The sequence below is a fragment of the Clostridium sp. AF32-7AC genome, assembly GCF_003477925.1.
In the GTDB taxonomy this organism is placed as follows: Bacteria; Bacillota; Clostridia; order Lachnospirales; family Lachnospiraceae; genus Otoolea; species Otoolea fessa.
Genome location: NZ_QUEG01000001.1, coordinates 470815 through 490445, shown reverse-complemented (window position 1 = coordinate 490445; position 19631 = coordinate 470815). Strand labels below are relative to the sequence as shown.

The 19631-nt window shown below is 50.9% G+C and carries 16 protein-coding genes; 2 read left to right on the top strand and 14 right to left on the bottom strand.

The features are described 5' to 3' along the window. Positions 1-613 precede the first annotated feature (613 nt). Positions 614-1372, top strand: coding sequence for a tRNA threonylcarbamoyladenosine dehydratase (locus DWZ45_RS02285; protein WP_118467410.1), 759 nt, complete (start codon positions 614-616; stop codon positions 1370-1372). A gap of 126 nt (positions 1373-1498) precedes the next feature. On the opposite strand, the gene mtaB is transcribed toward DWZ45_RS02285, so the two are convergent. Next, positions 1499-2815: a tRNA (N(6)-L-threonylcarbamoyladenosine(37)-C(2))-methylthiotransferase MtaB gene (gene mtaB, locus DWZ45_RS02280; protein WP_118467408.1), complete on the bottom strand. Its 1317-nt coding sequence runs from the start codon at positions 2813-2815 to the stop codon at positions 1499-1501. A gap of 91 nt (positions 2816-2906) precedes the next feature. Between mtaB and DWZ45_RS02275 the strand changes: the two genes are divergently transcribed. Further along, the gene (locus tag DWZ45_RS02275; protein ID WP_022359725.1) at positions 2907-3137 is read left to right on the top strand and encodes an HPr family phosphocarrier protein; all 231 of its coding nucleotides are present in this window, start codon (positions 2907-2909) and stop codon (positions 3135-3137) included. Between the two features lie 210 nt (positions 3138-3347). On the opposite strand, the gene thiI is transcribed toward DWZ45_RS02275, so the two are convergent. From thiI to clpP, 13 genes are all read right to left on the bottom strand, one after another. Beyond that, positions 3348-4526, bottom strand: coding sequence for a tRNA uracil 4-sulfurtransferase ThiI (gene thiI, locus DWZ45_RS02270; RefSeq protein ID WP_117795086.1), 1179 nt, complete (start codon positions 4524-4526; stop codon positions 3348-3350). Positions 4527-4606: 80 nt separating this feature from the next. Beyond that, a complete protein-coding gene (locus tag DWZ45_RS02265) occupies positions 4607-5761 on the bottom strand; it encodes a cysteine desulfurase family protein (protein ID WP_117795084.1) in 1155 nt (384 codons plus the stop codon). A 31-nt stretch (positions 5762-5792) separates the two neighbouring features. Continuing rightward, on the bottom strand, positions 5793-6527 hold the full coding sequence (locus DWZ45_RS02260) for a 16S rRNA (uracil(1498)-N(3))-methyltransferase (RefSeq protein WP_118467406.1): 735 nt from the start codon (positions 6525-6527) through the stop codon (positions 5793-5795). Positions 6528-6529: 2 nt separating this feature from the next. Next, positions 6530-7486: a 50S ribosomal protein L11 methyltransferase gene (gene prmA, locus DWZ45_RS02255; RefSeq protein WP_118467404.1), complete on the bottom strand. Its 957-nt coding sequence runs from the start codon at positions 7484-7486 to the stop codon at positions 6530-6532. A 132-nt stretch (positions 7487-7618) separates the two neighbouring features. Continuing rightward, on the bottom strand, positions 7619-8380 hold the full coding sequence (locus DWZ45_RS02250) for a TSUP family transporter (RefSeq protein ID WP_107001602.1): 762 nt from the start codon (positions 8378-8380) through the stop codon (positions 7619-7621). A 92-nt stretch (positions 8381-8472) separates the two neighbouring features. Beyond that, positions 8473-9729: a radical SAM family heme chaperone HemW gene (gene hemW, locus DWZ45_RS02245; RefSeq protein WP_118467402.1), complete on the bottom strand. Its 1257-nt coding sequence runs from the start codon at positions 9727-9729 to the stop codon at positions 8473-8475. Next, positions 9729-11543: a translation elongation factor 4 gene (gene lepA, locus DWZ45_RS02240; RefSeq protein WP_118467400.1), complete on the bottom strand. Its 1815-nt coding sequence runs from the start codon at positions 11541-11543 to the stop codon at positions 9729-9731. The genes hemW and lepA overlap by 1 nt, the downstream gene beginning before the upstream one ends. Positions 11544-11721: 178 nt before the next feature. Next, positions 11722-12948: a stage II sporulation protein P gene (spoIIP, locus tag DWZ45_RS02235; RefSeq protein ID WP_117795076.1), complete on the bottom strand. Its 1227-nt coding sequence runs from the start codon at positions 12946-12948 to the stop codon at positions 11722-11724. A gap of 88 nt (positions 12949-13036) precedes the next feature. Then, positions 13037-14038, bottom strand: a complete 1002-nt coding sequence (gpr, locus tag DWZ45_RS02230) for a GPR endopeptidase (protein WP_107001605.1) — start codon at positions 14036-14038, stop codon at positions 13037-13039. 574 nt (positions 14039-14612) lie between these two features. Further along, positions 14613-15218, bottom strand: coding sequence for a ribosome biogenesis GTP-binding protein YihA/YsxC (gene yihA, locus DWZ45_RS02225; protein ID WP_107001606.1), 606 nt, complete (start codon positions 15216-15218; stop codon positions 14613-14615). Positions 15219-15239: 21 nt separating this feature from the next. Then, entirely contained in the window at positions 15240-17561 is a 2322-nt protein-coding gene (gene lon / locus DWZ45_RS02220; protein ID WP_118467770.1) for an endopeptidase La, read from the bottom strand. A gap of 141 nt (positions 17562-17702) precedes the next feature. After that, positions 17703-19001: an ATP-dependent Clp protease ATP-binding subunit ClpX gene (clpX, locus tag DWZ45_RS02215; RefSeq protein WP_117795072.1), complete on the bottom strand. Its 1299-nt coding sequence runs from the start codon at positions 18999-19001 to the stop codon at positions 17703-17705. Positions 19002-19044: 43 nt separating this feature from the next. Further along, positions 19045-19626, bottom strand: a complete 582-nt coding sequence (clpP, locus tag DWZ45_RS02210; protein WP_022359226.1) for an ATP-dependent Clp endopeptidase proteolytic subunit ClpP — start codon at positions 19624-19626, stop codon at positions 19045-19047. Between the last annotated feature and the right edge of the window lie 5 nt (positions 19627-19631).

The following is a 19631-nucleotide window of genomic DNA, read 5'->3' as shown; positions in this document are numbered from 1 at the left end:
CTTGTTTTTCTGTGTACGCGGATGCGCTCTTTCTATATCCTTAACCCTTATGAATAAAAAGATTCACGAAATCCGTTTTCCCCGGAAACCCCGCTTACCGAAGTCCAGCTTTCTGGTTTTCGCGTACACAAATGCGACAACAACATCGATCCATACAGGTACAAACATTGCTGCAACACATCGTATTCATCCAAAAACCATTGACTGCTTTCATGATCTTCACTCCTTTTCTTTTTCCTATCAGCTTAGTAGGCATATTATCACTTTATGCAATATCTGTCAACCCTTTTTTGCCTGTTGTTACTGTTCACGCACGCGTGCCCAGTAACGGAATTTGCCGTGGCTTCGCATTTAAATACGGCAAATTCCTGCTTCCACCACGTTTTCTTACGGCACTTTCGGTTCCAAAAGTGCCTACCCGTGAACAGTAACGATTATTTGCACACTTTGTGGCGTTTCTTCATATCTTTCTTGACAAACGCAGACCGCACCTTTACAATAAAATACCGAACTGATGGGTAAAAAACGTTCAGAAACAGAGCCTGCTATTATTTAGTATAGCACAGTTGTGACTGTGAAGCTACTGACAGAATATATTACAAGGGAGTATCATATGTTAAATTCATTTTCCAGAACTGAACTTCTCCTCGGCAGGGATGCCATGGAGCGTTTATCAAAAGCACGCGTTGCCATCTTCGGCATCGGCGGAGTCGGCGGCTATGCGGTGGAGGCCCTCGCGCGCAGCGGCGTCGGCACGCTTGATCTCATCGACGATGACAAGGTCTGCTTAACCAACATCAACCGTCAGATCATCGCAACCACCTCCACCATCGGAAAGTACAAGGTCGATGTCGCTGAGGAACGCATCAAATCCATCAACCCGCATGCGGTTGTCCACACCTACAAGACATTCTACATGCCGGATACCGCGAAGGAATTTGATTTTTCCCAGTATGACTACGTGATCGACGCAATCGACACCGTAACGGGAAAACTGATGCTGGTAGAACAGGCAGAGGCAAGCCACACGCCGATCATCAGCTCGATGGGTGCCGGAAACAAGCTGGATCCGGCTGCCTTTGAGGTAACTGACATTTATAAGACTTCCGTCTGCCCGCTCGCGAAGGTCATGCGGCGTGAGCTAAAAAAACGCGGAATCAAGAAACTGAAAGTGGTTTATTCGAAAGAGAAACCGTTGACTCCGGGCGATGATATGGCAATCTCCTGCCGTTCCCACTGTGTCTGCCCGCCGGGAACCGCCCGTAAATGTACCGACAGACGGCAGATTCCGGGTAGTATCTCGTTTGTACCATCAGTAGTGGGACTGATTATTGCCGGGGAGGTTATTAAGGATCTCGTCGGGGTTCATTGATTGCTTACTGGTTAATTTATTAAGTCGATATATTCTATTTATGTCATTTTTTGAAATTTTATATGTATGTAAAAAACCAATGAATCCCATCTTGGGGGTATCATTGGTTTTTTCGTTTACGGTCTTCTATTCACTTTCCAGTAAAAGCACCTCTTCATTCAGTGCCTTCGTGAAGATTCCCTTCACCGTCTTATTTTTCAATCCTTCTTCGTATGGCACGGCACCTTTGACATACTGGCGGGTGTGTCCCATCATGTATTTGGTTCCGTCAATCTCGATTGGTTCTTCGAGAAGGATTTCTTCTTCGGTTCCGAGGAAGCGCCCGCGGTATTCTAAGGACTGCTGTTTTTCCAGTGCCAGCAGGATATCGCTGCGGACGGATTTGATTCCTTCTGGTACCTGATCCGGCATATCGGCGGCGCGGGTGCCTGCGCGGCGGGAGTATTTGAATATATGCATTTCATAGAAATGGATCGCTTTTAAGAAGCGTTCTGTTTCGGCAAATTCTTCTCCGGTCTCGCCCGGGAATCCTACGATGACATCGGTCGTGATCGCCGGATTGTCAAATTCTTCCCGCAGAATTTCACAGCACGCCTGATATTCAGCAGCGTTGTAGCGGCGGTTCATGCGCTTTAAAGTCGCGTCACAGCCACTCTGGAGTGACAGATGGAAGTGCGGGCAGATGGTCCGCAGCCTCGCCAGCTCTTTGGCAAATTCGCGGGTTACGATACGTGGTTCAAGAGAACCTAGGCGCAGGCGCTCAATGCCCGGAATCTGGTCGAGACGTTTGATTAAAGTCAGCAGATTTTCTTGCTGCTCATCCTTGAAATCGACACCATAGGAGCTTAAATGGATACCGGTCAAGACAATTTCCTTGTATCCGGCTTCCGCAATCCCGCGCACCTCGTGCTCGATGTCCTCCGGGCGGCGGCTGCGGACGCGTCCTCTCGTATATGGTATAATACAATAGCTGCAAAACTGGTTGCAGCCGTCCTGTACCTTGATAAAGGCACGCGTATGGTCAGCAATCCGGCGGATATGGAGTTCTTCGTATTCCTGTGAATGTCCGATATCCAGAATCTCACCGCTGTTTTCATGATCTGCAAAATAATCATCCAGGATCTGTACCAGATCTTTTTTCTGGTTATTGCCAACGATCAGATCGACCGCCTCATCTTTTTTCAGCTCCGCGCCTGCTGCCTGCACATAACAGCCGACCGCCACAACAGCCGCCGACGGGTTCATTTTCTTTGCCCGGTGCAGCATCTGGCGCGATTTCCGGTCGGCAACATTCGTCACGGAACACGTGTTGATAATATAAACATCCGCTCCTTCCCGGAACGGCACAATCTCATATCCTGCATCCTCTAAGAGCTGCTGCATGGCTTCCGTCTCATATGAGTTCACCTTGCAGCCCAGATTGTGGAATGCCGCTTTTCTCATTTTTATCTCCTTTAAATTGAATCCTCTCTTGACTTTTGTCAGATTACTTTGTAGTATAAAAGTATTATTGTAGATAGAGGAGGTTTTTTTCATGAAAACAGTTCGTATTTCTTTAAACTCGATCGATAAAGTTAAATCCTTCGTCAACGACTTAGCGAAGTTCGACGTAGATTTTGACCTTGTTTCCGGACGTTATGTGATTGACGCTAAATCCATCATGGGTATCTTCAGTCTGGATCTGTCTAAACCGATCGATTTAAACATCCATTCTGAGAACCAGATCGATGAGATCTTAACGACACTGGCTCCGTACATTGTATAGCAACCATTAGAACGATCGAGATGGTTCTGTTTGAAACGAAAAAAACCGCTGTTAAGCAACTCGCTTTGCAGCGGTTCTTTTTTTCATAGAGAACTGCGTCCTATGAAAAAACACTCCGCGAGGATGCGCACTCGCGCGAAGCAAAAAACTGTCGCAAGCGACCGCGCGAGACGCCCGAATGTGCCAAGGCACATTCTTTTTTATATATGACTAGCACCGGATAACCTCAACCGTATCGATCGCCTCTTTTACCAGCGCATCTATCTTCTCTTCCAGATTGCGCTCGGATTTTTCAATCAGGTGCAGGACCGGCTTGGTAACCGGATGTTTGGCTACGAAGATGGTGCAGCAATCTTCATACGGCTCGATCGATGTCTCGTAGGTACCAATTTTCAGGGAAATATCGACGATATCCTGTTTGTCGAAACCGATCAGCGGGCGGAATACCGGAAGTGTGCAGACTGCATTGGTAACCGCCAGGGAATGAACCGTCTGGGATGCTACCTGACCGATGCTCTCGCCGGTGATGAGTCCGAGACAGTCGTCTTTCTTCGCCAGCTCTTCCGCAATCTTCATCATGTAGCGGCGCATGATAATCGTCAGCTCCTCATGCGGGCACTGCTCGTAGATGTAGAGCTGGATGTCTGTGAAATTGACTACGTTTAACTTGATCGGACCTGCGTATTTTGCTACCTGTTTTGCCAGATCGACTACTTTCTGTTTTGCGCGGTCGCTGGTGTATGGCGGTGCATGGAAATAGGTTGCCTCAATAGTAACGCCGCGTTTTGCGATCATGTATCCGGCTACCGGGCTATCAATACCGCCGGATAAAAGCAGCATCGCGCGTCCATTGGTTCCGACCGGCATACCGCCCGGTCCCGGAATCACCAGAGAGTATACGTTGATACGTTTTGCACGCAGTTCCACATTTAAAAGAACATCCGGATTGTGTACGTCTACCTTTGTCTCCGGGAATGCGTCCAGGATGACCTCACCGAGATCGCGGTTGACTTCCTCGGAGGTATGCGGATACTGTTTGTTTGCACGGCGGGTGTTTACCTTGAACGTAAAGTGTTTATCTGGGTATGCTTTGTCCACATACTCAACAATCTTCGCTTTCAGGTCGTCATAGCCGTTGTCCTCTAACTGGACCATCGGACAGATCGCCGCAATACCGAATACCTTTTTCAGTGCGTCGATGACCTCATCGTAATCAAATTCTTCCGCTGCGGTCGCATAGATACGCCCTGCCTCCTTGGTTACAGTAAATTTTCCATCGAGACGTTTTAACGAGTGATGGATGTGGGACACCAGCGCGTCCTCGAATACATAGCGGTTTTTACCTTTCAGGCCGATCTCCGCATATTTAATCAAAAATGTATGAAACATGGAATTTCCTTTCTACAGCAGGCTGTCATTCTTCTGCTTTCCCGCAAAAAAACTGAACAGCCATTCTTTAAACAGCCATTTTATTTCATCTGGTAACGGCGAAGTACCGGAAGCAGCTCTCCCAGAACGCCGATCGCATAGTCTACTTCTTCCTCGGTATTCAGATCACCCAGACTGAACCGGATCGTCGAATCGAGAAGTTCTTTTTTCACGCCGATTCCCTTTAAAGTACCGCTGATGCCCGGATGATTGGACGAGCAGGCGGAACCGGACGATACATAAACCCCTTTGTCCTCCAGCGCATGGAGAAGTACCTCGCTGCGGACGCCCTCAAAGCTGGCGCTGACGATCTGCGGCGCGTTGGTGCGGTCCTCACTGCCGTTGATGGTGACGCCGCCGAGCGGTTTCAATCCCGCAATCAGGTGCTCCCGGAGTGTATACAGCTTTTCGATGCGTGCATCAAAATCTTTGTACGCCTCGCGTGCTGCCACGCCGAGTCCGACACACCCCGGCACATTTTCCGTACCGGAACGCATGCCCTTCTGCTGGCCGCCGCCAAACAGAATCGGGCGGATCTTGACACCGTCGCGGATATAGAGGAATCCGACGCCCTTCGGCGCATGGATCTTGTGTCCGCTGACGGAAAGCAGGTCAATTCCCTGTTTTTTCGGACGGATCTTATATTTTCCATATGCCTGGATCGCATCGACATGGAACAATGTCTTCGGATTTTTCTTCTTGATGCACTGGCTGATCGCCTCGATCGGCTCTACTGCTCCGACCTCGTTATTGACGTACATCACAGACACCAGGATCGTGTCCTCGCGGATAGCTTTTTCCAGATCCTCCAGAGAAATATGTCCCAGATGATCGACCGGAAGATAGGTCACCTCAAAGCCCATCTCCTCCAGAAATGACATCGTATTGTAGATCGACGGATGTTCCACACCGGTCGTGATAAGGTGTTTTCCGGCTCTGCGATTTGCCAGCGCCGTGCCGATCAGCGCCGTATTGTTCGACTCTGTTCCGCCGGAAGTAAAGAGAATCTCCTTCTCCTGCACTTTCAGTGTATCCGCGATCGCCTTCTTTGCCTCGCGAATCAAATTTTCTGCTTCCACACCTTTTCTGTGCTTCGCCGCCGCGTTTCCGTAGTTGACACACATTGCATCAACGACTGCATCCTTTACGCAGTCCAGCACCTTGGTGGTCGCTGAATTATCAAAATAGGCTTCCATTTTTATCTCTATCTCCTTTGTAATTTTCCAATTACACTTCCAACTGCAGCATCAGTGCCGACAGCATACACAAGCCTGCCGTCTCCGTCCGCAAAATTCTCTTTCCAAGCGTTACGATCTCCGCCCCGTTTTCCCTGGCAAGCTCGACTTCTTCGTCCTCAAAACCGCCCTCCGGACCGATGAAAACGGCGATATCCGTACCCGGCTTGACCGACGCCAGCAGTTCCCTCGTTTTCCGGATGCCGTCCGCCGACTCATATGGCAGAAGAACCATATCGTACCCGGCTACCTCTTTGACCGCCTCTTTGTAGGTCATAAGCGGCGCCACCTCCGGGATAAGGCTGCGCTTGGACTGCTTCGCGGCGCTCTCAGAAACCGCATTCCAGCGTTTTCTCTTCGCGTCCGCTTTTTTCGCATCCAGCTTGACAACCGAGCGCTTCATGCTGACCGGAACCACCCGGTATGCCCCCAGCTCCACCGCCTTCTGGATGATCAGTTCCATCTTATCGCCCTTCGGAAGCCCCTGGAACAGGTGAATCCGCGCCGGAAGCTCTTTGTTTTCCCATTCTTCCAGAATCTTTGCCGAAACATACTCTGGTTCCAGTTCTTCCACGCGGCAGAAATAGTCGCCGCCCTCACGGCTGCTGATCAGGATCTCCTCGCCCGGCTTCATCCGCAGAACATTGCGGATATGGTTGACATCCGCGCCCTCAATCCGGATTTCTTCCGCCCCAATCTGGTGCGGTTCCACAAAAAAATGGTACATGATTATTTCTTCCTCGCTGTGACAGAAACCCACTCGCCCTGATGGGTAATCTCTACAATCTCAAAGGCATCGTTCGCCTCAAATGCCGCCTTGACTGCCTCTTCCTTCATATCAATGATACCCGATGTAATGAAGATACCATTTTTCTTAATATGAACCGGGAGCTCTTTCTGCAGCATGATGATAACGTCTGCCAGGATGTTGGCAACCGCAATGTCGTAATACTCGTATTTTACCTCGTCCTGCACTGTTTTATCGTCGATGATGTTGCCCTGTACAACCTTGAACTGCTCCGGTGCAATTCCGTTTGCTTCCAGATTCTCGCCAACGGCTGTGATCGCATTTTCATCCAGATCCGTTCCAAATACGTGTTTTGCGCCCAGTTTTAACGCCGTGATACCTAAGATACCGCTTCCGGTTCCGACATCAAGCACCTCTGAATCCGGTGTCACGTATTTCTCGAGCTGGCGGATGCAAAGCTGCGTTGTCTCATGCATGCCCGTACCAAACGCCGTACCCGGATCGATCTGAATCAGCAGCTTGTCTTTGTGCTCCTCCGGCACTGTCTCCCAGGTCGGCTTGATAAGGATGTGATCGACCGTAAACGGTTTGAAATACTGTTTCCAGTTGTTGATCCAGTCCTTATCCTCCGTCTCGGATTCTGCAAACGTGCAGGCGCCCAGATCGGTAAACGGCTTCAATTCTTCCAGCGCCTCTTTGACTTTCGCCATCATCGCCGGGATATCATCATCCTCATCGAGATAAAAACTTACCTTCGCCACGCCCTCATCCGGCGGAAGCTCCGGCAGAATGTCGATGAACATTCCCTTCGTCTCTTTCTCGGTCAGCGGGATATTGTCCTCAATCTCAATGCCCTCGATGCCGAGTTCATCCAATGTGTAGCTGATGAGATCCACCGCCTCTGTGGTGGTCGTCAGCGTAAATTTCTTCCATTTCATGTTCGTTACCTCTCTTTATTGAAACGACTTATCATCCAAACATTCACATTTCATCACGCAGCTATTTTTGCATCATTTTCACTGTAAATGTATCAAACGGCTGAATCCGCCTAATCGTTCTAATTTTCTTTTCTAATTTCCCAATAAAATCTTCACAAACAGGATCGCCAGCACCACCAGAATCAGCGGGCGCACGATCTTCTGTCCATTTCCCAATACCAGGCCGGAACCGATATAATTTCCTAAAATACTGCAGATCGCCGCAGCCAGTCCCAGCGTGTAAATGATCTTGCCGTGAATCACAAATGTGACAAACGCCGCCACATTAGACGAAAGATTGATCGCCTTTGTCGTACCCGCCGCCTCTTTCATCGTATAGCGCGCCGCTCCTGTGAGCACCAGCAGCAGGAAAGTTCCAGTTCCCGGTCCGTAAAAACCATCATAAATACCGATGATCAGCGCGGATGCCAGCGCAATCAGGAATGATTTCCGCTCCGGCAGGGTGCCCGCCAGCGAATCATCGCCCATTTTCTTATTCCGCATAACATAAAATGCAACAATCGGAAGAATCACGATCATCATATACTGTAAAATCTTATCGCTGACTAACAGAGTCAGGTTCGAACCGATCGAAGAACCGATCAGCGCCGCCACGATAAACCAGACCACCTTCTTAAACTGTATGTAACCGTTTTTGGCAAACCGCCCGGTCGCGATTGCCGTTCCCATCATGGAACTCATTTTGTTGGTTCCGAGCGCCATATGGGTCGGAACCCCGGCGATCAGGTACGCCGGAAGTGAAATCAATCCGCCTCCCCCTGCGATCGCATCCACAAAGCCTGCCAGAAATACCATCGGGCAGACGATTATAAACTGCAGTATCGTGCAATCCATGCTACATCCTCCAAAATTTTCATGCGCGCCCAAATTCCTCCTGCCGTCGCAAAACAGAAATCAAAAAGCACTCTGGGCGTACATTTCTATTCTTATTGCAAAAACTCCGCCAGTGCATAGGTACTGACGTCTAAACCATATTCCGTCAGGCGGATATGGCTATCTGTCTGGACCGCTGCTTCCAACAATCCTTCTTTCAAAAGCCTCTCGATCACCTCACCGTACACCGCTTCCATCGCCACGCCAAACCGGCGTTCAAACTCTGCCGTCCGGACGCCGCCGGTCAGCCGCAGCCCCAGAAACATAAATTCTTCCATCCGCTCCTGACGGCTCAGTTCGTGTATTTCCTCATACTGCGCGCCCGCTGCCAGTTCTTCTTTCGTAAACACCAGATAACGGTTCAAATCCGCCGTCACCTGAAAGCGTTTCCCGCCCACCAGCGAGGATGCCCCCAGACCAAGCCCCAGATACTCCACACCGATCCAGTAACCGATGTTGTGGCGGCAGGCATAGCCCGGTCTGGCATAATTGGAAATCTCATACCGCTCATAGCCCAGCTTCGCCAGTGTTGTTTTCGTGTGGTGGTACATATTCCGGTCTGTCTCCTCATCCGGCAGACATTTGCAGCCTTCATACTTCGTCTGTAAACGCTTTGGCATAGAGGCGTAATCGCCGTATTTTTCCAGATCCGCGCACATCTCCCCGTACTCTTCATATAACGGCGTGCCTTCTTCCACAATCAGGCTGTATGCGGAAATATGTTCCGGTTCAAGGTCGCAGACGAACCGCAGAGTCTCCTGCCAGCTCTCCTCCGACTGTCCCGGAAGCGCCGACATCAGATCGACATTGATATTGTCAAATCCAGCGTCCCGCGCAGCACGAAAACTCTGTAAAAACTGCTCCCGCGTATGAATCCGCCCTAAAAGCCGCAATTCCTCCTCCGAAGCCGACTGCAGCCCCAGACTCAGGCGGTTGACCCCTGCATTCCGGTAACCGGCTGCCGAATCCGGCGTCAATGTCCCCGGATTCGCCTCCATCGTGATCTCCGCATCCGGCTCTACCCGAAAGACCTGCCGGACGGCTGCCAGAATCCGCTCAATCGCCGATGGTGGAAGCAGGGACGGCGTTCCGCCGCCGATAAAGATCGTCTCCACCGTCCGCCCTGTCAGGTTTAGCCGCAGCGCCGCATTTTCAGGACACTGCCCTGCATCCTCTTCCGGAATGCTTTCAATCTCCAGGATCAGCTGATCCACATATTTTTCCCGCACGCACGCATCGGACGCAAACGAAAGAAAATCACAGTAACGGCATTTGCGGACGCAGAACGGGATGTGTATATATAATTCCATTATTCCTCGTCCAGCTTCAGGACGCTCATAAATGCCTTCTGCGGAATCTCTACGTTTCCGATCTGACGCATACGTTTCTTTCCTTCCTTCTGCTTCTCCAGAAGTTTTCTCTTTCGGGAAATATCGCCGCCGTAGCATTTTGCCAGAACGTCCTTCCGCATTGCCTTGACCGTCTCGCGGGCAATGATCTTTCCACCGACCGCCGCCTGGATTGGAATCTCAAATAAATGACGCGGAATCTCATCCTTGAGCTTCTCGCACATTTTTCTGCCGCGATCATATGCCGAACCTTCGAATACGATGAAAGAGAGCGCGTCCACTTCCTCGCGGTTGACGAGAATATCCAGTTTTACCAGCTTGGATTCCTCGTAGCCCTTTAACTCATAATCAAACGACGCGTAACCGCGGGAGCGCGATTTCAATGCATCGAAGAAATCATAAATAATCTCATTTAACGGAAGTTCATATTTCAGCAGCGCACGACTCGCCTCAATATACTCCATTCCCAGGTAAACGCCGCGGCGCTCCTGGCACAGCGTCATGATCGCACCGACAAACTCGGTCGTAACCATGATCTCCGCCGACACGATCGGCTCTTCCATATAGGCAATCTCGGACGGATCCGGCAGGTTTGACGGGTTCGTCAGCTCAATCATATCGCCGTTCGTCTTGTGCACCCGGTATACAACGCCCGGCGCCGTTGTCACAAGATCCAGATTGTACTCGCGTTCCAGGCGTTCCTGGATAATATCCAGATGAAGAAGCCCCAGGAAACCACACCGGAAACCAAAGCCCAGCGCTACCGATGTCTCTGGCTCAAAATAGAGCGCTGCATCGTTGAGCTGCAATTTTTCCAGTGCATCCCGCAAATCCGGATATTTCGCACCGTCCGCCGGATAAAGACCGCAGTATACCATCGGCGTTACCTTCTTGTAACCCGGAAGCGGCTCTGCGCATGGGTTGTCCAGATCGGTGATCGTATCGCCCACGCGGGTATCCTGCACATTTTTAATACTGGCAGTCACATAACCAACCATACCGGCTGAAAGCTCTTCGCACGGAATAAACTGACCTGCGCCAAAATATCCGACCTCCACAACCTCGGCAGCCGCTCCGGTCGCCATCATTTTCATGCGTGTGCCTTTTTTGATCGTACCGTTCTTCACACGGCAGAATACGATAACGCCCTTGTAAGAATCATACAGAGAGTCGAAAATAAGCGCCTGCAGCGATGCCTCCGGATCGCCCGCCGGTGCCGGGATCTTCTGCACGATCTCCTCCAGAACTGCCTCGACATTTAAGCCGGTCTTCGCAGAAATGCGCGGTGCATCTGACGCCTCCAGACCGATCACATCCTCGATCTCCGCTGCCACGCGCTCCGGATCCGCACTCGGCAGATCGATCTTATTTAACACCGGAATGACCTCCAGATCATGATCCAGCGCCAGATATACATTCGCCAGCGTCTGCGCCTCGATTCCCTGTGCCGCATCCACAACCAGAATCGCGCCGTCGCACGCCGCCAGGCTTCGGGAAACCTCGTAGTTAAAGTCCACATGTCCAGGCGTGTCGATTAGATTAAAAATGTACTCCTGACCGTCTTTCGCCTTATATACCGTGCGGACTGCCTGCGACTTGATGGTAATACCTCTCTCCCGCTCCAGATCCATGTTATCAAGCACCTGCGCCTGCATCTCACGGCTCGTTAAAAGTCCCGTCATCTCAATAATACGATCTGCCAGCGTTGATTTGCCGTGATCGATATGTGCAATGATGCAGAAATTTCTGATTTTGCTCTGATCTATAATTGCCATCCGTTCATTCCTCTCTCTGTATCACTTTGTTTGGCAGCAACATGTTTGCTGCGATATCTTATTTTTTATTTAAAATCATCTTTTATAATAAATAACACCTGATCTAAATGAATATACCATTTTTTCAGGTACGCCGCAAGTCCTGAAATAGAAAAAGCCTTGACTAAAAGCCTTGCCATTAGCCTGTCAGCACCTGATCCAGAAGCTGCGCCAGCGGATCCATCGCATTGACCGCCTCTTCATATGTATTCGTCTGTGCTCCGACTTCGATCAACGCCGAGCGCGGGCGTAGATGCAGATTGTAACGAAGCCCCTTTAAATAAATCGTCCGCGTAAACCCAGGATATATCTGATCGGCATTCCACTTCATCTGAAAACTGAACGCCAGATTTTCCTTCCGGCAGGGATTTGCCAGATACTCGATCGGTCCGTCCGGCGTCTCGCTGGTACCGTTGAAAAACATGATCTGTGCCGTTGGTTTCCCTTCTATCTGCGTGACTAGATGCGTCTGCTCGCTGACACCGTCCCGGTGCACATCTAAAATCACCTGAATCGACGGGTATTTCTGCAAAAGGTTCGTGACACCCTCGCAGGCATATGTATAGGCACGGCTCCGGTCTAGATGCCCCGACTTCATATCATAGGCAGTTGTATCGTGCCAGACCTGATATCCTTTCGCCCGCAGCCGTTTTGCCAGCTCTTCCCCCAGAGACACCACCGCTCCCTTTCCGTCGCTTCCCGCATAATCTCTATAATTTTCCTGCGAATGGGTATGATAAATCAAGATCTGTGGTCCGTCCGCCTCGTCCTTCCTGATTGTCAGATCCATCGATAAAAATGTCTCTGCGTTCATCAGGCTCCGGTCAATCGATGCCGTCGGGTGGATTGTAAAAAAATGCTGGATCAGATAATCATAATCTTCCAGCTTTTTCCGCAGACGCGGGCTGTCCACCAGTGCGGCAGGATTTGCCCTCTCTGTCTTTTCTCCATTCTTTCCAGCACTATACAGCCTCTCTTCGTCTGTCTCTCCGCCGCCCTGTCTCCCACTTCCATGAACAAGCCCGTTCCATTTTCCAAGTAAAGTTCCATCCACCAGCCTACTCCCGGAAAACTGTGCCAGGAAATCCATATACTCCTGCCGGACTTCCTGTTCTTCCAGATATTTATAATAGGACGGATCGGCTTCTCCCTGCGTCTGTTTCTTCCACCCGGCAAGTCTATGCCTTTTCCCCTCCTCCGAATCTGGTATATCCCGCAAATTAGTCCCCCAGACCGGATACCAGGACCTTACCACCGCATTCTGCACAGCTGTCCAGATGAATGCACGCATCTTCCAGCCGACTGTCAGCAAAAACAGAACCATCAGGAGCCCGGCTGCCCTCTGCCACCACCGCACCGCATTCATCTCCCTTCTTTCCTGTTCTATCCTATGCGATTAGCAAAGTGTAGTTTCCTGTTTGGTTCTGTTTTTCAATCTGGCATTTTTTTCAGTGTTATCTTTCTTCCTCCAGCCGTTCCACTGCCCGCCGGATCCCCTCGGCGATTGCTGCGCTCAGCTTGCAGATACGCTCGTCCATGTCCTGCGGGGTCACAAACATCGCTCCAAATTCAGGTTCCAGAAGTTCCCGGATCAGCTCATACTGGCTGTCCGAATCCAGTTCCCGGATGTATTCACCGAACCGGCTGCCCTCTTTTGAGGCGGTTAGTGTCCGCACTAACGCATTGACCGTCCCGTGAACGATCGCCGCCGCGCCCACAACCGTCGGAACGCCGATCGCGATTACCGGCACGCCGAGATTTTCCCGCGTCATTCCCCGGCGGTGGTTGCCGACGCCGGAACCCGGATGAATTCCTGTATCCGTCAGCTGAATGGTGCTTGCCAGACGGTGGACGTTTCGCGCCGCCAGCGCGTCGACCGCGATCACCAGATCCGGGCGGCTCTCCCGCACGACGCCGCGGACAATTTCTGCCGTCTCCATCCCTGTCTGTGCCATCACCCCCGGATGGATACCGCTGAGAACCGGATGCACCGTCCGCCCCGCTTTCTCAGCCGTATAGAGGTATGTGCCATTTCTTCTGCCTGGCTCCGTCCGCAGATGGCGGTTCATCGAAAGCCCATCCACCACGCGCGGTCCCAGCGAATCCGGCGTCACCTGCCGGTTTCCCAGTCCCGCTACCAGAATCGAAAGTCCGGCCATGGTTGAAGCACAGTTTTTCCGGATCAGGGACGCCAGCTGCCGTCCTAACTCCCCGGCAGCCGCCTCACAGTATACATCCTCTGTCTCCGACAGACCCGGATCTTCCATCGTCAGGTAGGTTCCCATCGGCTTTCCCATTGATTCCGCACCTTTTTCGTTCAAAATCGAGACTTCCGTCATCCGGATCGAACTGCCATGACAGCGCCATTCCCGCAGCGCCACACCGCCGATTTCGCCCCCATTCCCCTCAAAACTTTCTCTCTCCTCCAACGCCAGATCCGTCCGATTTTCAAACATGGCTGCTCCCTTCTATCTCACAACTCAATCACAACCCGCACCACCATAAGGCTTAAATTCCATCCTATCACTTTTTACTTCAAGATAGCCTTATTATTTTTCTCAATTCGTAACTGTTCAGTACCTTCACAGTCACGCGCAAAAATCCATTAAAACGCAGTAAATGCGCAGACCTACTGAACAGTTACCTCAATTTTTATATTTTCCAGAAATATATATTTTATTCTCTCAAAAAAACCTAACGCTTTTTTGTTTCATAGGACGCAATTTCCTGTGAAACAAAAAACTGCGCCACCCAGCCCAGATATTTGACATCGCCCGCAAGGATAGGCGCCGCCTGATATCCGGTCAGATACCGCAGTTTATACGTTTATTTTTCGAATTTTTCTAAAACTCTATTCTATTTCTCGCCGTCCGCACTCTCCACCGGCGTTACTGTTCACACACGTGTGCTCAGCAACGGGATTTTGCCGATGCTACGCATTCCAAATCGGCAAAATCTGCTGCCGGAACTGTATCGTACGGAATTTTCAGTTCAGAAAATTCCTACCTGTGAACAGTTACCCACCGGCATCTATTCCCCCGGATGTTCCACCTTCCAGATCTCCGTCTCCAGATAGTTCCAGATCTCTTCTCTGCCCTGTTTTGTCTCGGCGGAGAACGGAATCATCATCACTTCGGTGCCGACTCCCAGACCTGTTCTGAGAATCTTTAACTGTTTCTGGAGCTGGCTGCGCTTGATCTTGTCAGCCTTGGTCGCAATCAGGATCGGCTGGAAGCCCTGGGAAACGATCCAGTCGTACATGAGTTTGTCGTTTGAAGACGGCTCATGACGGATATCAATCAGCAGGAAGACGCAGCGAAGCATCTGCGATTTGTGCAGATAATTCTCAATCATCTTGCCCCACTTTGCCTTGACCTCAACGCTCGCGCGCGCGTAGCCGTAGCCTGGCAGATCGACGTAGTAAAACGCGTCGTTGATATGGTAAAAATTGATCGTCTGGGTCTTGCCCGGCTGCGAGGATGTTCTCGCATAGGATCGGCGGTTCATCAGCGCATTGATCAGGGACGATTTGCCGACGTTTGATTTGCCTGCAAACGCGAATTCAGGCTGTGTATTTGCCGGCAGCTTACTGGTGATACCGCAGACGGTTTCCAGATTTACATCTTTTATAATCATATTTTTTCTCCTACTAAACCGCTATTTCTCCGGTACAAATGCCTCTCGGATGACTTCGTTCATCTCCTTGATGTATACGATCTCCATTCCTTTCGTGATTTCCTTCGAAAGTTCCTTGACATCCGGCTGATTTTTCGCCGGTACCAGTACCTTTTCCACCTGCGCCATGCGGGCTGCGAGCAGTTTTTCTTTCAGACCGCCGATCATCAGCACATGACCGCGCAGCGTTACCTCGCCGGTCATCGCCACACGCGGCAGTACCTTCCGTCCTGTCACCGCCGACAGCATCGCCGTTGCCATCGTGATTCCGGCCGATGGACCATCCTTCGGCACCGCGCCCTCCGGGATATGCAGGTGAATATCGTGTTTCTCGAAATAGTTCTCCTTCACGCCGTAATCAGATGCAACCGAACGCACATAGGTCAGTGCAATCTGCGCCGACTCCTTCATAACATCGCCCATCTGACCCGTCATCTGCAGCACGCCTTTGCCCGGCATGACATTGACCTCGATCTGCAGTGTATCGCCGCCGACGCTCGTCCACGCCAGACCGCGCACGATACCGACCTGTGCCTCATTTCCGGCTGCATCGAAGAAGACTTTCTCGCGTCCCAGATAATGATCCAGATTCCGCTCTGTCACGCGGATCGACGGTTTCTTCTTCTCCAGCACCTCTCTGGCTGCCTTGCGGCAGATATCGCCAACCCGGCGCTCCAGATTCCTGACTCCAGCTTCCCTGGTGTAGCTGTGAATCATTTTCTCCAGCGCCGAACCCGTGATATTTAACTGTTCCTTCGAAAGGCCATTCTTCTCCAACTGTTTCGGAATCAGATAGTCTTTTGCAATGTGATATTTTTCATTTTCCGTGTAACTATTGACTTCAATCAGCTCCATACGGTCCAGCAGCGGTCCAGGGATCGTCTGCGTTGTATTCGCCGTCGCGATAAATAATACCTCCGACAGGTCAATCGGGATCTCCACATAATGGTCGCGGAATTTCACATTCTGCTCGCTGTCCAGCACCTCTAAGAGCGCCGAGGATGTATCTCCCTTATAATCGCTGCTGACTTTGTCGATCTCATCCAGCAGCATCAGCGGATTGGCAACCCCTGCCTGCTTGAGCCCTTCCACGATGCGTCCCGGCATCGCGCCGACGTAGGTCTTTCTGTGACCGCGGATCTCCGCCTCGTCGCGCACGCCGCCCAGGCTGATGCGGACATATTTGCGTCCCATCGCCTTCGCAATCGAGCGGGCGATCGAAGTTTTACCGGTTCCAGGCGGTCCCACCAGGCAAAGGATCGGGCTGGTGCCCTTCTTCGTCAGGATGCGGACTGCCAGGTATTCCAGCACGCGCTCTTTGACCTTTTCCAGACCATAATGGTCGGCTTCCAGAATCTCTTCCGCATGCTTCAGGCTCGCGTTATCCTTCGTCATTTTGTTCCACGGCAGTTCCAGCACCGTTTCCAGATATGTCCGGATCACATTCGCATCCTGGCTGCCAGCCGGCATATTCTGGAAACGGTTGATCTCCTTGCGGATCCGCTCCTTTACTTCCACGCTGGCTTTGATCTTCTTCAACTGTTCCTTCATCTCGTCCGCATCAGAAACCGGATTTTCCTCTCCCAGCTCCTCCCGGATCACACGCAGCTGCTCCCGCAGAATATAATCACGCTGATTTTTATCCAGCGCCGCCTTTACCTTCGTCTGAAACTCGCGTTTCACGCGGTAAACCTCTAATTCCGTCAGCAGAAGCTGCAGCTCTGTCTCATACATCTCCGTCAGCGTCCGGCATTCCAGTACCGACTGGCGCGCTTCATAGTTCCACGGGAACTGGGCTGATATCTGGTTCATTAATTCGGTCAGATCTGGCTGTGCGATCAACGGACTTAATACTTCACGTCCCGCTGCCACATTTAATTTTCCGTATTCTTCCAGCTTTTCTTTCAGGATCCGGAGCATCGCCTCTTTCTGAATCGTGTCCAGATCGTCCTCGACCGGATCCAGAATCTCCACGATCGCAGTGCAGCATGCCTCGCCCTTCTCCATCTCCAGAAGCTCGGCTCTCTCCTGCCCTTCCACCGTGACGCGCACCATGCCGCCCGGCATCTTGACAAGCTGTTTCACGTAGCCAATCGTTCCTACCTGAAAAATCCCGTCAATATCCGGGATCACCTCATCCGGCTGCTTCTGCGTCGCCAGAAATACTCGCTGATCGCCCACCATCGCCTGCTCCACCGCCGCGATGGATTTATCCCGGATGATATCGAAATTTACCGTCATCTGCGGCAGCACGGTCAGTCCGCGCAGCGCGATCATCGGCATTGTCAGTTTCTTATCTTCCATAACACCTTTATCTTTCTTAATCAAACGTATCGTTATTTCCTGTGAAAAGAAAAACAGGGGTCTGCCTATGGCAGTTCGCCATCTCACAGACCCCATTAACAGCCGCCATTCTCAAGCTGCTGCATTTATTTTCCTTTACATTTACGCAATCTCGCCGGTTCTGTCTTTCTTAGAACGTCCTGTAAAAGACTTGCGGGGCACCGTATTGTCGCGATATACCAGCTCCGGCGCACTCTTTCCCTCGACTACGTCTTTGGTAATCGTGCAGATGCCGATCGTGGAATCGGACGGAATCTCATACATGGTATCCATCATCAGGGACTCCATGATAGAACGAAGTCCTCTGGCTCCCGTCTTTCTCTCGACTGCCATGTGGGCGATCGCCATCAGCGCATCATCCGTGAACTCCAGCTTCACGCCGTCCAGATCGAGAAGCGCCTGATACTGCTTGATCAGTGCATTCTTCGGCTCTCTTAAAATGCGGACCAGCGCCTCCTCATTGAGCGTCTGGAGCGATACCGTGATTGGCACACGACCGATAAACTCCGGAATCAGACCAAACTTCGTCAGATCCTGCGGCATTACCTGTTTCAGAAGCTCATCGATATCCTGATGCTTGCGATCCACAATATCGGAGTTAAATCCGATGGAACCGGCACCTAAACGGCTGTCGATGATCTTCTCCAGACCGTCAAATGCACCGCCGCAGATGAACAGGATGTTGGTCGTATCGATCTGAATCAGTTCCTGCTGCGGATGCTTTCTGCCGCCCTGCGGCGGAACACTGGCAATGGTTCCTTCCAGAATCTTTAAAAGCGCCTGCTGTACACCCTCGCCCGATACATCGCGGGTGATAGATACATTTTCAGACTTCTTCGTAATTTTATCAATCTCATCAATATAAATGATGCCGTACTCTGCCTTGCTGACGTCGTAATCAGCCGCCTGGATGATCTTCAAGAGAATGTTCTCTACATCCTCGCCGACATATCCAGCCTCGGTCAGAGTGGTCGCATCCGCGATGGCAAACGGTACATTTAAGATCTTCGCCAGCGTCTGCGCCAGGTATGTCTTACCGGAACCGGTCGGTCCGAGCATCAGGATGTTGCTCTTCTGAAGCTCTACATCCTGCGTGGACTTGGACATAACTCTCTTGTAATGGTTATAAACCGCTACGGAGAGCACCTTCTTGGCGTCGTCCTGTCCGATGACATACTCATCGAGAAATTCTTTGATTTCCTTCGGCTTCAGCAGGTTGATTCCGCTGAAATCCGGTCCTTTTTCCTGATCGGCAAATTCCTCTTCCAGAATCTCCGAGCAGAGTTCGATACAGTCATCGCAGATATATACATTATCTGTGCCAGCGATCAGTTTTCTAACCTGATCCTGTGTCTTGCCGCAAAATGAGCAGCGTATTTTGTCGTCTGTTCTGCCTGGCATACTTCCACCTTGTTCCTTTCTATTATTCCATCCAGAAATCTAATTAGTGGTTGGTAATGACACAATCAATCAGACCATACTCTTTCGCCTGCTCTGCTGTCATGTAATTATCACGCTCTGTATCACGCACGATCACGTCATACGGCTGGCCTGTATTGGCTGCCAGAATCTCATTTAATTTCTTCTTGGTACGAAGAATATTCTCCGCTACGATCTGGATCTCGGTTGCCTGTCCTCTCGCGCCGCCGGATGGCTGGTGAATCATCACTTCTGCGTTCGGAAGTGCATATCTCTTTCCTTTGGTACCGCCGGAAAGCAGGAATGCGCCCATGCTGGCTGCCATACCCAGACAGATGGTAGATACATCACATTTGATATAATTCATCGTGTCATAGATCGCCATACCTGCGGTAACAGAACCGCCCGGGCTGTTGATATATAAGCTGATATCCTTATTCGGATCCTCTGCCTCCAGAAACAGAAGCTGTGCTACAACCAGGCTGGCTGTCACATCATTTACTTCCTCTCCCAGGAAAATGATACGATCTTTAAGCAAACGGGAGTAAATGTCATACGTCCGCTCGCCGCGGCTGGTGGATTCAAGGACATAAGGTACTAAACTCATGATTC

What these genes read in the sequence shown, in the direction of transcription:
- lepA (WP_118467400.1), bottom strand. Translation starts at nt 11,543, where the DNA reads ATGGCAATTATAGATCAGAGCAAAATCAGAAATTTCTGCATCATTGCA.
- clpX (WP_117795072.1), bottom strand. Translation starts at nt 19,001, where the DNA reads ATGCCAGGCAGAACAGACGACAAAATACGCTGCTCATTTTGCGGCAAG.
- DWZ45_RS02265 (WP_117795084.1), bottom strand. Translation starts at nt 5,761, where the DNA reads ATGGAAGCCTATTTTGATAATTCAGCGACCACCAAGGTGCTGGACTGC.
- hemW (WP_118467402.1), bottom strand. Translation starts at nt 9,729, where the DNA reads ATGGAATTATATATACACATCCCGTTCTGCGTCCGCAAATGCCGTTAC.
- spoIIP (WP_117795076.1), bottom strand. Translation starts at nt 12,948, where the DNA reads ATGAATGCGGTGCGGTGGTGGCAGAGGGCAGCCGGGCTCCTGATGGTT.
- DWZ45_RS02285 (WP_118467410.1), top strand. Translation starts at nt 614, where the DNA reads ATGTTAAATTCATTTTCCAGAACTGAACTTCTCCTCGGCAGGGATGCC.
- prmA (WP_118467404.1), bottom strand. Translation starts at nt 7,486, where the DNA reads ATGAAATGGAAGAAATTTACGCTGACGACCACCACAGAGGCGGTGGAT.
- yihA (WP_107001606.1), bottom strand. Translation starts at nt 15,218, where the DNA reads ATGATTATAAAAGATGTAAATCTGGAAACCGTCTGCGGTATCACCAGT.
- clpP (WP_022359226.1), bottom strand. Translation starts at nt 19,626, where the DNA reads ATGAGTTTAGTACCTTATGTCCTTGAATCCACCAGCCGCGGCGAGCGG.
- lon (WP_118467770.1), bottom strand. Translation starts at nt 17,561, where the DNA reads ATGGAAGATAAGAAACTGACAATGCCGATGATCGCGCTGCGCGGACTG.
- DWZ45_RS02260 (WP_118467406.1), bottom strand. Translation starts at nt 6,527, where the DNA reads ATGTACCATTTTTTTGTGGAACCGCACCAGATTGGGGCGGAAGAAATC.
- thiI (WP_117795086.1), bottom strand. Translation starts at nt 4,526, where the DNA reads ATGTTTCATACATTTTTGATTAAATATGCGGAGATCGGCCTGAAAGGT.
- mtaB (WP_118467408.1), bottom strand. Translation starts at nt 2,815, where the DNA reads ATGAGAAAAGCGGCATTCCACAATCTGGGCTGCAAGGTGAACTCATAT.
- DWZ45_RS02275 (WP_022359725.1), top strand. Translation starts at nt 2,907, where the DNA reads ATGAAAACAGTTCGTATTTCTTTAAACTCGATCGATAAAGTTAAATCC.
- DWZ45_RS02250 (WP_107001602.1), bottom strand. Translation starts at nt 8,380, where the DNA reads ATGGATTGCACGATACTGCAGTTTATAATCGTCTGCCCGATGGTATTT.
- gpr (WP_107001605.1), bottom strand. Translation starts at nt 14,038, where the DNA reads ATGTTTGAAAATCGGACGGATCTGGCGTTGGAGGAGAGAGAAAGTTTT.